Annotated in this window: 9 protein-coding genes; 6 read left to right on the top strand and 3 right to left on the bottom strand. The window is 36.4% G+C overall.

Annotated elements, in window-relative coordinates; genetic code table 11:
* Positions 1–200: 200 nt before the first annotated feature.
* Together SYN6308_RS08165 and lepA are read right to left on the bottom strand one after the other, a co-directional pair.
* Complete coding sequence (locus SYN6308_RS08165; protein ID WP_017293949.1) at positions 201–2,213, bottom strand: glycoside hydrolase family 10 protein; 2,013 nt, start codon at positions 2,211–2,213, stop codon at positions 201–203.
* A gap of 308 nt (positions 2,214–2,521) precedes the next feature.
* Positions 2,522–4,330 (bottom strand): translation elongation factor 4, encoded by a 1,809-nt coding sequence (lepA, locus tag SYN6308_RS08170; RefSeq protein ID WP_017293950.1) that lies wholly within the window; start codon positions 4,328–4,330, stop codon positions 2,522–2,524.
* A 235-nt stretch (positions 4,331–4,565) separates the two neighbouring features.
* On the opposite strand from lepA, the gene SYN6308_RS08175 reads away from it, so the two are divergent.
* The 3 genes from SYN6308_RS08175 (at position 4,566) to SYN6308_RS08185 (ending at position 8,797) form a co-directional block, all read left to right on the top strand.
* Entirely contained in the window at positions 4,566–5,540 is a 975-nt protein-coding gene (locus SYN6308_RS08175; RefSeq protein WP_017293951.1) for a DUF4351 domain-containing protein, read from the top strand.
* Positions 5,541–5,640: 100 nt separating this feature from the next.
* Complete coding sequence (locus SYN6308_RS08180; protein WP_017293952.1) at positions 5,641–8,187, top strand: DUF3769 domain-containing protein; 2,547 nt, start codon at positions 5,641–5,643, stop codon at positions 8,185–8,187.
* Between the two features lie 361 nt (positions 8,188–8,548).
* The gene (locus SYN6308_RS08185; protein WP_071590982.1) at positions 8,549–8,797 is read left to right on the top strand and encodes a DUF4278 domain-containing protein; all 249 of its coding nucleotides are present in this window, start codon (positions 8,549–8,551) and stop codon (positions 8,795–8,797) included.
* Positions 8,798–9,136: 339 nt separating this feature from the next.
* Here the strand turns inward: SYN6308_RS08185 and SYN6308_RS23320 are convergent, their stop codons facing one another.
* Entirely contained in the window at positions 9,137–13,978 is a 4,842-nt protein-coding gene (locus SYN6308_RS23320) for a PAS domain-containing protein (protein ID WP_017293954.1), read from the bottom strand.
* 359 nt (positions 13,979–14,337) lie between these two features.
* On the opposite strand from SYN6308_RS23320, the gene petM reads away from it, so the two are divergent.
* From petM to SYN6308_RS08210, 3 genes are all read left to right on the top strand, one after another.
* Positions 14,338–14,448, top strand: coding sequence for a cytochrome b6-f complex subunit PetM (gene petM, locus SYN6308_RS08200; protein WP_017293955.1), 111 nt, complete (start codon positions 14,338–14,340; stop codon positions 14,446–14,448).
* 126 nt (positions 14,449–14,574) lie between these two features.
* Entirely contained in the window at positions 14,575–14,970 is a 396-nt protein-coding gene (locus SYN6308_RS08205) for a nucleotidyltransferase substrate binding protein (protein ID WP_017293956.1), read from the top strand.
* Positions 14,967–15,296, top strand: a complete 330-nt coding sequence (locus SYN6308_RS08210) for a nucleotidyltransferase domain-containing protein (RefSeq protein WP_017293957.1) — start codon at positions 14,967–14,969, stop codon at positions 15,294–15,296. The genes SYN6308_RS08205 and SYN6308_RS08210 overlap by 4 nt, the downstream gene beginning before the upstream one ends.
* Positions 15,297–15,350 lie beyond the last annotated feature (54 nt).

Below are 15,350 nucleotides of genomic sequence, written 5' to 3' on the forward strand. Positions count from 1 at the left end.
CATCTTAACAGATTTCGACACGTTGACTGTTGATAGCTGATCCCTCTTTCTTTTACTTAGGGTTTGCGCAGGGGAATCATAAGACTATTTCACCACTTTTCTTATATCGAACTGAGGTGAATTATATAATCTTCTGAAAATTACACCTGAAACCTGCAACCTGCCCTTATCAAACATTCTTGCATCGAACTGAGGTATTATTAATTGTTAATGGTTAATTGCTGACTGTTCGATCGATTAGCAATAACAGTGCGTTCACCGTATTGTAATAAATTATCGAGGGTAATAAGACGATTTTGCCATGTTTGCACCTGTTGCGGTTGTTGTTTTTTATGTTGGGCTAAATAGTTTGGTAATTTTGTGGTTAAAGCTGTTAATTCTTTTTTGGTAAGCTCTAAATTTTCCTCTGTAGGATTTTGTGCTAATTGTTTAAATCGATCGTGTAGTTGATCTGCTTGTTTTGACCATTCCTTGAGATAACGAGGTTCGATGCCAAAGGCGCGCGGTGCGATCGAAATCTGATGATTCATCAACATAAAATTCCATTCTTTTTGTAAGGCTTGATAACGAACTAAGGCACTTTGGAAGGGTTGACGATGGGGTAAAGGTTCAGCTACTTCTTGAGGAGTACCTTGGGTATGCTTAAACATTGCCTGTAAACCTGTATTAAAATTTTCGGCGGCAAACAAGGCAAACCCCCCAGAAGGCATATTCCGAATCGATTGTAATTGATCAAAGGCTTCAGAATTAGGTACATTCAACAAACGAATACCCGGAATAATCAAACTCGAATTTTTGTAAGAAAATTCATACACTCCTTGAGTACGTTCTTCTAAATTTCCTGTATATAAAGCGTACGTCATTAATACCATCATATCCACCCATTCGCTATGAATCCAGTCTTCCCAGTGTTGTTGTAGGGTAAATAATCGTTCTTTGCGTTCCATGGGAAACACCGCCGTAGAAATAATTAAATCAGGGCGTTTTTGTTTAAGCCGTTGAGACGCTTCTGCTACAAAACTGCTAATTTGTTTAATGCGAAATCCAGTCCATTGACTCCAGGCAGGAGAAGCAGGAGTTAATTTTATCGGATCGATTCCATAGTTTTCTTTGAATAATGCACGACTCACATCGGTATAACCAAATTGTTGTTTAGTCATACTATCTTGAAAGGGATAGCGAATGTAATCCAATTGAATTCCATCTACATCATAGTTAGTGGCTATTTCCTCTAACAGTGCCATGATATAGCGACGGGCTTGGGGATTAGCAGGATCAAAGAAGGCTTTTTTAAATCCGGGAGTACGGTTAAATACTTGCCCTTGTTTATCTTTTAATACCCAACTAGGATTACGAGATAACACAGGTCCTAAATAATTCTCATCTTGCCCTAAAAGGCGATTGTGGCCTTGATTGGCGGCGGCGAAAATCCATGCCCAAGCGTGTAATTCTATGCCTCTTTCATGGGCTAATTCGATCGATGCTTGAAGGGGATCCCATCCTTTCGTCATGGGATTTTGTTCAGGGGCTACCCTACTAGGATATATGGGATAACTGGCGTTAACTGTCTCGAAAAATACTGTATTAATGCCAGATTCAGCCATACGATCGAACAATGGTTTTAAATCTTCTTTGGATTTAGCCTTGACGATCGTACCTCTATCTAACCATATCGCGCGTACTTCAGGTTGAGCAAAAGGTCGATCGACGGGGTAATTATCCCAGAGACTACGACGAGCATCTAACCAAGTTTGTCTTGCTTTACCATAATCTTGTAAGGCTAAGTTAGGGAAATCTTGAGCAACAATTTTCGCATTCGCAATGGCTTGAGATGCCAAATTATTACTATAACCAGGAGTAATTTTATTTTCTTTCGTCAGAGAATTGGACTTAGGAGGATTTTTTAACACATGATCGACGATCGAACTCATGGGCTGTGTGTATTTCCGTTGTTTAGCTTCCGCCGTAATTAAAGTACTTTCCACCCGATAAATTAAATCTTGTAATTCTGTCACCATTTGCTCAATTTCCCGTTGAGAAATTTTATTTACCTTACGGGAGGCTTGGATATTTTCAGCTTGAATGACATTAGAGTTAAAATTATTTAAAGATGAAGTATTTTGAGCTAAAACAGGAGAATTGGAAAAGATACCCAGTAAGAGTAACAATTTTTGCCAATTTTTGCTTAACCCTACTTGCTGTAATTTAATCATTTATATATATATACGAAACTAATTTTAAGAAATATTAAATAATCTGCAATAAATCATATCAAAGTGAGGGGATAAGATCGAATTGAGAATTGAGAATTGAGAATTGAGAATTGAGAATTGAGAATTGAGAATTGAGAATTGAGAATGAATAAAGAGATTTCTAACCATAATTATATGAGAAATATTTTCCTAAACCTCTTTAAAAAACAGGGTTTCTTACTCATTACTCATTACTCATTACTCATTACTCCTTACTCATTCCTCATTTCTATCTATAAATGGTGGGCGGTGCATCGCCCTACATTTTTTTATGAGTCTAGTTTTAAGACTGCCATAAATGCGGATTGAGGTACATCCACAGTGCCGATCGATTTCATGCGTTTTTTACCTTTAGCCTGTTTCTGTAACAGTTTTTTCTTACGACTAATATCACCGCCGTAACATTTCGCTAAAACGTCTTTTCTTAAAGCAGGAATATGCTCACTAGCGATAACTTTTGCACCGATGGAGGCTTGAATCGGTACTTTAAATTGATGGCGGGGAATCAATTCTTTGAGTTTTTCTGTCAATGCCCTTCCGACATTATAGGCTTTATCTCGATGGACAATCATGGCTAAAGCGTCCACAGGGTCTTTATTTACTAGAATATCCAAACGTACTAAGGGATTTTCTCGGAAGCCAATGAGTTGATACTCCATACTGGCGTAACCCCTCGATCGAGATTTGAGTTGATCAAAAAAGTCTGTTACCACTTCCGCCAAGGGTAGTTCATAAATCAAGTTGGTGCGGTTCATGGTAAAATATTTCATGTCAACAAAAATACCTCGCCGACTTTGACACAATTCCATGAGAGTACCCACATAGTTTTCAGGGGTAATCATTTCTACCTTGATGTAAGGTTCTTCTATCTTAGTCCGTTTTTGAGGATCGGGTAATGCACTAGGATTGTCAATCTCAAGGACTTCTCCATCGGTGGTAGTGACTCGATAAACAACGGAAGGAGCAGTAATAATTAAGTCTAAATTATATTCTCTTTCTAGGCGCTCTTGGACAATTTCCATGTGCAGTAAACCTAAGAAACCACAACGGAAACCAAAACCCATAGCGCTGGAGGTTTCAGGCTCAAAAGAAAGCGCTGCATCGTTTAATTTGAGCTTCTCTAATGCGTCTTTTAAGTCTCCATATTGATCTGCATCAATGGGGAATAAGCCACAAAATACCATGGGTTTGGCTTCGGTATAGCCGGGCAAGGCTTCCGAAGCAGGATTATTAACCAGAGTAATAGTATCTCCTACCCTTGCATCTCCTACGGCTTTGATGGCGGCGGCTAAATACCCTACTTCCCCTGCGTGTAATTCATTGACTTGTACTTGCGTCGGGGATAATACGCCCACCTCATCCAACTCATATTGTTTACCAGAAGCCATTAAGAGGATTCGATCGCCTTTTTTGATTCTACCATCCATAACACGGAAATAAACAATAACCCCACGATAGGGATCATAGTAACTATCAAAAATCAAAGCTCGTAAAGGTTTATGCTCTGTTTCTTCTGGAGGAGGCACTCGATCGACGATGGACTCTAAAATAGCATCTATATTCAATCCTGCCTTAGCAGAAGCATGGATAATATTAGTACAGTCTAAACCGACAACATCTTCAATTTCTTTGATAACCCGTTCAGGTTCAGCACTAGGTAAATCGATTTTATTTAAAACAGGGATAATCTCTAAATTATTTTCTAACGCCAAATAAACATTAGCTAAGGTTTGAGCTTCCACTCCCTGAGACGCATCCACCACTAATAATGCACCCTCACAGGCAGCTAACGATCGAGATACTTCATAGGAAAAGTCAACGTGTCCGGGGGTATCAATCAAATTTAACACATAATCTTCACCATCTTTTGCCTTATAATTCATTCGAGCAGCTTGAAGTTTAATGGTGATACCTCTTTCCCGCTCTAAATCCATATTATCAAGGAATTGAGCCTTCATATCTCGATCGCCCACAGTGCCTGTTACCTGTAACAAACGGTCTGCTAAAGTGGACTTACCGTGATCAATATGGGCAATAATGGAAAAATTCCGTAGTCGTTTAACGGGAGCGTCAGTCATAAATTTATCTTCTCAAAACTTAGCAATGAAAAATTAACGTTTCTTAACTTATTTTAATTCACTTTACGATGTTTAGGGGAAGGGGGAAAGTATTTTGCTCAAAAGATAGGAATAACATCATCACAAAAGTTCGATCGCACAGCACCGCCCTTGATAATCGAACAGCACAACGAAGTGATCACCATGGGTATTTTTTTTGATAGAATTTCGATCGAATGATTAGTTGTCAGAAATAATGTCCCAATTTCCTCACGATGAATTTGTAAAAGAATATTTGCCCGAATTATATCAACAATATGGGCAAGTCATTCCCTCGGCGGATGTAACCAGTGAAAGAAGACAAATCGATGTGTTATTTATTCCCATAAAACCAGTACCCACTACGCCCGAAACATTAGGATTATTAGGGCGACTGGGGCAAACTACCTGTTTACTGGAGGTATATCGAAATCCCGTCACCATTGAAGAAATCTGGGATTGTCTTGGTAAATTAGTTAGCGTCAGACAAAATCACATCAAAGACGCAAAACGGGAAAAAAGAAAGATAACTAAAACCCAATTACCATTTTTATGGATTATTACCCCAACCATTTCCAAAGCTATCTTAAAAGAATTTGACGCTGTAGAAAAGGGGGGTTGGGAAGACGGAATTTATTTTCTTGCCTCTGGATTTCGTATTGGAATCATTGCCATACATCAGTTACCCGTCACAAGGGATACCCTCTGGTTAAGAATCTTAGGGAAGGGTAATAAACAAATTCAAGCGATCGAACAATTAAAAGCGTTACCATCAGATTATCCCAATCGAGAAATAGTATTAGAATTAGTGTATGGGCTACTCTCAAAATTAACGGCAAATCAAAGGAATAAACAAGAAACAATCAAGGAGGATGAAACACTGATTATGAGTTTAAGACAATTATATCGAGACAAAATTGCCGAAGTGGAAAAACAAGGCATTCAACAAGGCATTCAACAAGGATTGCAACAAGGGATTCAACAAGGATTGCAACAAGGGATTCAGCAAAGGTTGCAACAAGAAATCAATATGTTTATTCGGTTATTGAAAAGAAAAATTGGCAACGTTTCACCTGAGTTAGAAAACCGAGTTAAAAATATTCCTATGGATAAATTAGAAGATTTTGGCGAAGCATTGTTAGACTTTAATTCACCGCAAGATTTAACCCATTGGTTAGATAATTATTCCTGATTTCGTCATTAATGAACGATCGAGCAATTGTCCACTATACTATAGTGGATGAGTTTTAATACTTATTTGCCAATTGTATAAGTTAGCTAGTGTTGAACCGATGATTCCTATTGTTAGCAGTCTATTAATTGCCACCACTCCCCATAATTTTGATAAATCTCAATTAACAGAATTTGATTCCAACTCTCCATCTATCATCCTAGCTGACGAACAAACTATTTCGATCGAACCCCTTGAATCTTTTTCCCCTTCCCCTAAAGATGAACCATTAGAGGAAATTTCCCCTGCTGTAGAAAAAGAAGAAATCCCCTTACCGAATATTCCAGATGCTCACCTTAGAGAAATTAGTCAGTCTAACCCTCCAATCTTAAAAGTTAATCCACAGGGAATTAATGAAGCCATAGAAGAAAACACCATCGCCAATTCTCCTTCTGAGTCAGAAAGTTTAATCGCTCAAAAAAATTTAACCCCTAAAAATATAGACTTGCATTCTATTCCTATCCCCGTAGAAAGTCCTCCAAAAATTGAAGCGAAGGAATTAGGAAAGCCTTTAAGTATCAAGGAAGAAAACAATAATTTTCGATTAGATAAAGAATCTTCTATCAGGTTTAATCTCACAAAAACTTTAATTACCGCTTCTAGGGGAGGCAAATCTCGTCAATATAATTTTGATGTTCGATCGTCCGCTTTTGAATTAGTGCAAAATGAGGATAAACCCGTCAATATCGAAATTCCGGCTAATACCCTTGATGTAGTGGAAATTTTAGCGGATGAACAGGAATATTTAGATCAACAACAAATTATCAAGGCGAGGGGAAATGTGGTAATTCGTTTCTCTAATGGTATTTTAATCGCTGATCAAGTTTTAGTCAATTTGGTCGATCGCATTGCGGTAGCTCAAGGTAATGTTACCTTAGAAAGAGGAGAACAAACTCTTAGGGGCGATCGATTTGAATACTACTTCGTGCAAGATCAAGGAGTTATTTTTAACGCTAAGGGAGAAATATATCAACCGAGTCTAAGCCAAGATTTTCGAGGAGAAACCGCCAATAATCCCTTACCCCAACAGCCTTTGAGTTGGCAATTTGAAGCGAATCAACCCTTAAGGAGAGTCGTATCTGCCGAAGGGTTTGGTTTTGCTGTTGGTAGTATTAGAGAATATTCTTTAGTACAGGGAAATCAAACGGCAGGAAGTATATCAACAGGCGGACAAGTTAACCGTTTTCGTTTTGAAGCCGAAAAAGTTAATTTTGATGGAAATAGTTGGCGTGCGACAAATATTCGTTTTACTAATGATCCTTTTTCCCCTCCAGAGTTTGAAATTAGGGCAGACACAGCCCATTTAAGGAATATTTCCCCTTTACAAGATGAGCTAACCACTACAAATTCTCGTTTAGTCTTTGATCAAAAAGTGTCCATTCCTCTATTTCAAGATCGCTTGGTGTTCGATCGACGCAATCGCAGACCGGGCTTGTTTTCCATCGGTTTTGACGGAGAAGATTTAGGGGGTTTATACATCGAAAGAGACTTTGAAATTTACACCGATGAGACGACTCTTTTTACCTTAACTCCCCAAATATTACTACAAAGAGCGTTCCTGCCCGATTCTTTTGTGGATGAAAATGCGATCGATCCTGATGATAACGGCGGTTTATTCAACCCGTCTAGTTATGGTTTAGTTGCCACATTAATTAAGGATTTTAACGATCGAACCAACTTAACAGCCGTAACAAATTTTACAGGATTAGACTTAGATAACCTCGAAAATCGCCTTCGAGCCTCCATACAATTAAACCAAAAAATCGGTAATATCCAAGCTCCTTATACTGCCAGTTTACAGTATAACTATCGAGATAGACTCTTTAACGGTTCTTTAGGCTTTCAAACTGTACAACAAAGTTACGGAATTATCGGCACATCCCCTTACTATCAACTAGGCAAATCAAGTTTCGGTTTTGTCTATCAAGCCTCCATGCAAAATATTACCGCCGACACCGATAGACAAGAATTATTAGGTAATAATCCTAAAGATAATCTTACCAATTTAACCCGTTTTCAAGGTGCTGGAATCTTAAATGGTAATATTTTACTTTGGAGTGGTCAAGCATTACCTGCTACCCCCGAAGAAGGATTAAAATATACAGCTACCCCTGTCGCCCCCTATCTTAGTTTTAATACAGGTTTAACAGGAGTTAGCAGTTTTTATAGTAATAGTGAAACTCAAGCAACCCTTACGGCAACCGTTGGATTACAAGGACAATTCGGTCATTTTTCTAATCCCTTTTTTGACTATACGGGCTTTAATGTCAGTTTCAGTCAAGGATTTAGGGGTGAACAATCTCCCTTCTTTTTCGATCGATTTGCCGATGATCAAGTATTATCATTAGGACTCACTCAACAACTATACGGACCTATTCGAGCAGGATTACAGAGTTTTATCAACGTCAAAACCAATGAAGAAATTAGTACAGACTACTTCATAGAATATAGTCGCCGTACCCATAATATTATCATTCGTTATAACCCCGTCCTCGAAATAGGTTCAATTAACTTACGCATCAGCGACTTTAACTGGGATGGAAACGCAGCACCCTTTGAAGGTACGGGCATTCGCCCCGTTGTAGATGGTGTCACCAGAGGAAATTAATCATCAATAGAACCTCAGTTCGATAAAAGAATTCTTGAGGTTAATAGGTTTCAGGTGGCAGGTTGCAGGTTAACAATTTCTTTGTTTAGATCAATTAATTACTTAATTTAATTTGGATAAAATCAATTTTTGTTCAACTTTTTTACCTTATCTTTACCTGATACCTAACACCCTTTCCGATACCTTATCTTAACCGATGATTTTATGTCGAACTCAGGTAATAGAGAATTTAAAATGATTTCAATTTGTACTGAGGAAATATCTCACATTTTCCCACAGATTAAATTTTTTTTATCCTTTATGATAAGCCGTAAGAATAGAAAACCCACTTTTAAAATTTTCAAATAAGGACTCAAAACCAATGAAAATGATGTATCGAGGCATTTCCTATGAATACAACCCTAGTCCCATAGAAGTTGAAGGGAAAAAAAATGAGGTGATTTTTCGTGGTTGTCGTTATCAATTAAATCGTGCGGTTGTTAATATTCCCAATCAAACAAATTATCACATTGTTTATCGTGGTGTTTCTGTTACTACTGGTAAAAAAGTGACATTTTTAGGACATACCTACGAAAACAGAAAAATTATTTTATCGCCGATGGGATGCTAGGGTTAGTTTCCTATTGATTTGATTTAGATTACCAAAATTAGTAAGACTTTTTCTATAGGGTTGAGTATTTGGTTTATCCACTGAATATAATTCAGGAATTAAACTTACTTAATCCTATTTTTTTATTATCTATACAGTTCGATGCAAGAATGTCTGATAAGGGCTGGTTTAAGGTTGCAGGTTGCAGGTGTAATTTTCAGAAGATTATATAATTCGATCGAAGAATTTAACATAAAAAATCAATTAAGATATATTTTTTGTCAATTCTTTAACCTAATACCTAACACACTTTCCGATACCTTTACAGCACCGAAAATTTTATCTCGAACTCAGGTTGCTTCAATGAGAGATATATTTTGTTAATAATTTATTAAAACTATCCACATTAATCGGCTTCGTCAAATAATCATCCATTCCTGCCGATAAACATTTTTCTCTATCCCCTTCCATGGCATTTGCCGTCATGGCAATAATCGGAATATCTCTATAATCATCTCCTGCCTTACCCTGTCTAATCTCCCCTGTTGCCTCATAACCGTCCATTTCGGGCATTAAACAATCCATAAATATTAAATCATAGTGTTTATTTTTCAAAGCCTTTAAGGCTTCAATTCCATTATTCTCAATATCAACTTTTAAGCCTAATTTTTTACAGATGCCTTTGAAAACTATTTGATTAACGTTGTTATCTTCTACTAACAATATTTGGGTATTGAGGGAATAATCAGATATTGTTTCTTGAGGGGGAGAAAAATCCTTGACAATGATATGATGATCTCTAATTTTGGTGATGGTATCAGCTAATTCTAAAGGGGTAACGGGTTTACTGAGGTTGCCACTAAAACCACTATCTTTAAAAATATCTTGGTGACTATAATCAACGATCGAACTCATCAACACTAAAATTATATTACTATTCTGAGCGTGAAGGCGTTTACCTAGGGCAATACCTGAAAGATTAGTTAAATTTTGGGCAATAAAAGCAATATCGATCGAAGATAAATCTACATTATCACCATTATCGGAAGTAATCACTTTTGCGCCCCAAGTTTCCAGTTGACTAGATAAAACTTGACGATTAGTCTGGTTAGTTTCTATCAAGAGAATAGTTAAACCTTGTAAATTAATGGTAGGAGAAAGAGATAAATTTTGGCTTGGAGGTTGTAAAGTGACGGTAAATTTAAACTTACTACCCTTACCCCATTGACTTTCAACTTCTACATTACCCCCCATTAACTCACAGAGTTTTTTCACAATAGATAATCCTAAACCCGTACCGCCATATTTGCGAGTGACACTAGCATCAACTTGACTGAAAGAATCGAATAAGAGGGGTATTTTTTCTTCAGGAATACCAATACCTGTATCTTGAATTTCCCCTGTAAAAATTAACTCGTCATTCTGTTGCGTCACACTGCATTTAACGATAATTTCGCCATTTTCCGTAAATTTAATGGCATTACCGATTAAATTAGTCAAAATCTGTCTTAAACGACTAGAATCACCTTTTATTATCGGATTGTGAATATTAACTAAGTCTAAGATTAATTCTAAGCCTTTTTCTTGGGCTTTCAATGCCATTGCTTTGGCAACATCCCCCAACACTTGATATAAGTTAAAATCGATGGCTTCTAAGTCTAATTTACCCGCTTCTACTTTCGAGTAGTCGAGAATATCGTTAATAAGGCTTAATAATGATTCTGCACTACTTTGGGCGATGGAAATCTGCATTTTTTGTTCGGTAGTCAGGGGAGTATCTAAAACAAGATTTAACATCCCAATTACCCCATTCATCGGAGTCCGAATTTCATGACTCATACTGGCAAAAAACAGACTCTTACTTTCTACCGCCATTTCTGCTTTTTGTTTCGCTTCCCTTAATTCTTGCTCAACTTTCTTCCTTTCGGTAATATCTTGAAAAGAGCCATAAAGTCTCACACATACACCATCTTGAAATTCTGCTTGTCCATTAGATTCTACCCAAATTTCTCTGTCTTTCGCCGTAATTAGTTGCAATTCTTCCGTCCAAGGAGTACCATCTTTGATAGCTCGATCGATTACTTCTTGAATGCGATTACGACTTTCTCCTTCCTTATAAAAATTAATGCCTGTTTCTAAATTCGGCTCAAAATCTGGCTCAACTTCGTGAATTTCTTTTGTCATGGATGACCAAGATAATGTATTCGTACTTAAATCTAACTCATAAGCCCCAATATGCCCTTGACGACTCATGGCTTCTAGCATTTGTTGTTGATGTTCGAGCTTGATTTCTGCTTCTTTTTGTGCTGTAATATCTAACGTAATAATCGTCACAATCCATCCTTGATTATTGGTATCTCGACGGGTATAGTTATTCTGGGAAATCCAACGGATACTACCGTCTTTATGATGAATACGATACTCATAATGTCCAATGTTTTCCTCAAAAATATCTCGATAGACTTCCTGTTCAACTGTTTGCCAATCATCGGCTACAATTAAATTGATCCATAAATTTTGATCAAGTCTTAATTCCTCTGCTGTATAACCGCATATCGCTTCACAACTGCCAGAAACATAATCGATATTCCAATGATTCGAACCATAGAGAGTCATACGGGTAATAATTCCCGTTAAATGTTGAAGAATATCTTTGAGTTTGTTTTCTGAATCTCTCAAGGCAGATTCTAAGGATTTGCGATCGCTAATATCCCAAACGATACCATGCCAATGGATTTCCCCATTATCTCTTTTTTCAGGGAAAGAATGACCTCTGATCCATTTTATGCCTGAGGGGGTAATAATACGCCATTCATGGGTAAAAATTTCTGCCCTCTCTAAACTGCGTTTAACCGCATCAACATATCCCGTCACATCTTCGGGGTGAATTTGCTCAAAAATCAGATTACCATTAGCGTAAATTTCTGATAAGGAAACTTCATGAATTACCTCCGCCGCCGGACTGATATACTCAAATCGACTAATACAGTTAATATCTTCAATGACAGTGTAGATAACGGAAGGAGAAGCCTTTGCCAAAGACTGGAATCTTGCTTCACTATTTTTTATCCGAAATTCCGCTAGTTTTTGTGCTGTAATATCGATCGTAATAATGGTAAGTAACCATTGATTATTCTGTTTATCCCAACGACTATAATTATTTTGACAAACCCAACGAATTGAACCGTTTTTATGATTAATCGGATATTCATAACTACCCGATCGTTGTGCAAATATGTCATTATAAACTTGATCCTCAATAGCCTCCCATTCTCCCTCCACAATTATACTTACCCATAAATTTTCATCAGTCATTAATTCTTCTGAGGTATAACCGCAAATTCTTTCACAACCCCCTGATATATAATCAATTTTCCAAGTGCCTTGCTCACTAATGATCAAACGGGTAACAATTCCTGTAGCATTATCCAGAATTTCTCTTAATTTTGTGTCTGATTCTTGTAACGCTGATTCTAATTGTTTACGATCGGTTATATCAATAGCGATACCATGCCAACAAATTTCATCCTGAGATATTTTTTCTGGTAACGAATTTCCCCAAATCCATTTAGTTTTTCCAGATGGGGTGATAATACGCCATTCATAGGTAAAAGGTTGATTATTTTCTAAACTGCTTTTTACTTGTGCAATATAGCCTTCTCGATCGTCGGGGTGCATTTGGTTTAAAATTAATTGACTATCCTTTAAGACATTCTCCACCGAAATTTCATGAATATCATAAACGGCGGGACTGATATACTCAAATTTAGTCACATCATTAACTAAATTCTGTGTCATGCTATAAATAACGGCAGGAGAAGCGGATGTTAATTTTTCAAATCTAGCGTTACTCTGGCTTAAAATAACGGTTTTTTCAACCACTTCCTTTTCTAATTCTTGGGTATAATTTTCCCTAATTCTTTCTGTTTCTGTTAAAGTCGTTATCATTTCTTGGAAAGATTGAGACAAAATTGCTATTTCTTGAATATGGGTATTTGGTATAATTTGACGGTTTTGATTTTCTGTAAAATTGCAGGTTGCTTGACTTAAACTAGATAACGATCGAGTTATGCGTTTAGAAGTCCATAAACTGAGAATAATAGCGATAATTAAAGCTAAAACAGTTAAATTGATGGTATTGCGTACATTTTCTTCAATTTCTCCCATAAATTCCCCTTCAGGAATCACCGTCACCATCCATAAATCCACTTCTTGTTTAAGGGGAGTAACTTTGACAAAATATTTTTGCTTTTCCCATGTCAAATTTAGTAATGGAGAATCAGCGAAATTCTTGCTTAAATCTCCTTGAGAAGTGATTAGATTAGCAATGGCTACGGTAAGAGAATTTTCACTTTCCGTAATTTTTAAACGACGATTTTTGACGTTAACATTTTCTTTTAAAGTGCCTTTCGGAGTGTTATCAAAGGGGGTTTCTCCCGTAGAAGTTGCCACTAAAAAGCCATTTCGATCGATAATCAATATTTGCCCTTGATGATTTTTGTTGATTTCCTCTAAAAAATCCCCCAGTTGGGTTAAATAAATACTTGCACCCACTATGCCTTGAAATTTTCCCGTTTGATTATAAAAAGGCAAAATTTTTAGTAGCTGAAGAGTCGGTTTATCTTGTCCTTTGGATAAGGTTACATTAGCAATCCACTTACCTTGAGGATTGTTTTTAGCCTGTAAATACCAAGGATTATCAGGAGGATCATTATGGGGATTATAATTGTATCTAGTTTCTTTTAATATCTTATTTTGTCCGTCAATATCGGCTTGATAGCGATAAAATGCTTTATTAGGGTTATTTTTATCTAATTTGCGAATCATTAAACTATCATTAAAAGGACGCTCTACTGTTAACATTTCGCCATCTTCATTAGCGATGGCAAGGGTAGTTAATCGAGGGATAATTTTCAACTGTCGCACATAATGCCCCTCCATTGTTTCCAAGTCAAAACCATCTATAACCCCCTGCTGTAATAAAACGGCATTTTGTTGAGCTACTATTTTTGTCGTATTAAAGTAAGTGCCTACCTGCTGGGCAGTGCGATCGCCAATTTTCTCCATTAATTGTTCTACCATAATGGCAACGGTTTTTTTTCCACTACGGTAGGAAACATATCCTACTAAACTGACGATCGTAGTTACTAAAACCGTAAACTGTAGAACTAATAGCAAATAGAGAGGAATTTTTTTTGGCATTTTGGCATTATTGTTCAGTAATTTTACGTGATTACTTACGTTTATTATAAATCAAATATAGACTTTCCATCACTTGACGGATCGATCGAAACTAACTCAATATTTCTCGGTTAAGCCCCCAATCCCCCAACTTTGGGGCGGGGAGTAAAAGGGTGAAAATCCCCATTATTACCTGAGTAAACCATAAAAATAGATGATGAATGACTTAGAACCCACATTCTGCACGTCAAACTGTATAAATCCAGATTATGAGCTTAATATATTAAGCCACTACATTACAGATTATTCATTGATCATTGTTCTAAGCTAGGATAAACTAAGGAAAATATGAATAAATTTATTACATAGGAGATAAATTAATGACTGCTGAAAGTATGTTGTTTAACGGTGCAATTCTTTGTTTTGGTGTAGTTTTAGTTGGTTTAGCTTGGGGTTTTCTTTTGTTAAAATTAACAGGGGAAGCAAAATAATCTTTGATCATTAATCGATCGATTAAGTAAAATTAATTAGATATTTTGTTGATTAAAATCTACATTCAGAAGGGGGTAAAACCCCTTGGTAATATTTGTTATTAATTCTCATTTATTTATATATTTATGGAAGATGATATTCGTTGGAAACAAAGATTTTATAACTATCAAAAAGCCTTAAATCAATTAACAAAATTTATTGAAAAAGATCAGCTTAATGAGTTAGAAGAACAAGGATTTATTAAAGCCTTTGAATACACCTACGAATTAGCTTGGAAAGTCCTTAAAGATTATTATGAGCAACAAGGAGAAACCACAATACAAGGAAGTCGAGATGCTATTAGACTGGCTTTTCAAAGAGGTTTAATTAGTGATGGTGATAACTGGATGAAGATGATAAAAAGTAGAATTGCCTCAGTACATACCTATAATTTACAAGTTGCTCAACAAATTAGCAAAGATATTCATAATCTATATTTTCCCTTATTTCTTGAACTCAAAAATAAAATGGAATCTTTATGATAAAATTTGGATTAAAAGAGAGTTCGATCGAGCAAATTAAGCAAATTTTTTCTAGGTATCCAAGTATAAATAAAGTGATACTTTATGGCTCTCGTGCCAAAGGAAACTATCGACAAGGATCAGATATAGATTTAACCTTAATAGGAGAAAATATTAGTCATGATCAACTATGGGAAATAGCCACAGAAATTGATGATTTATTATTACCTTATATGGTGGATTTATCCATTTTTAATGATATTGATAACCCCCATTTGATTGACCATATTAACAGAATCGGGGTTACTTTTTATGGACAAAATCGAGAAAAAATTGGCAATGAATAGGGTAAAATCAACAGATATAACAAAATATTATCATTGAATCACCCCAAAGGAATT

The sequence above is a fragment of the Geminocystis herdmanii PCC 6308 genome (assembly GCF_000332235.1).
GTDB lineage: Bacteria > Cyanobacteriota > Cyanobacteriia > Cyanobacteriales > Cyanobacteriaceae > Geminocystis > Geminocystis herdmanii.

What these genes read in the sequence shown, in the direction of transcription:
- SYN6308_RS08165 (WP_017293949.1), bottom strand. Translation starts at nt 2,213, where the DNA reads ATGATTAAATTACAGCAAGTAGGGTTAAGCAAAAATTGGCAAAAATTG.
- lepA (WP_017293950.1), bottom strand. Translation starts at nt 4,330, where the DNA reads ATGACTGACGCTCCCGTTAAACGACTACGGAATTTTTCCATTATTGCC.
- SYN6308_RS08175 (WP_017293951.1), top strand. Translation starts at nt 4,566, where the DNA reads ATGTCCCAATTTCCTCACGATGAATTTGTAAAAGAATATTTGCCCGAA.
- SYN6308_RS08180 (WP_017293952.1), top strand. Translation starts at nt 5,641, where the DNA reads ATGATTCCTATTGTTAGCAGTCTATTAATTGCCACCACTCCCCATAAT.
- SYN6308_RS08185 (WP_071590982.1), top strand. Translation starts at nt 8,549, where the DNA reads ATGAAAATGATGTATCGAGGCATTTCCTATGAATACAACCCTAGTCCC.
- SYN6308_RS23320 (WP_017293954.1), bottom strand. Translation starts at nt 13,978, where the DNA reads ATGCCAAAAAAAATTCCTCTCTATTTGCTATTAGTTCTACAGTTTACG.
- petM (WP_017293955.1), top strand. Translation starts at nt 14,338, where the DNA reads ATGACTGCTGAAAGTATGTTGTTTAACGGTGCAATTCTTTGTTTTGGT.
- SYN6308_RS08205 (WP_017293956.1), top strand. Translation starts at nt 14,575, where the DNA reads ATGGAAGATGATATTCGTTGGAAACAAAGATTTTATAACTATCAAAAA.
- SYN6308_RS08210 (WP_017293957.1), top strand. Translation starts at nt 14,967, where the DNA reads ATGATAAAATTTGGATTAAAAGAGAGTTCGATCGAGCAAATTAAGCAA.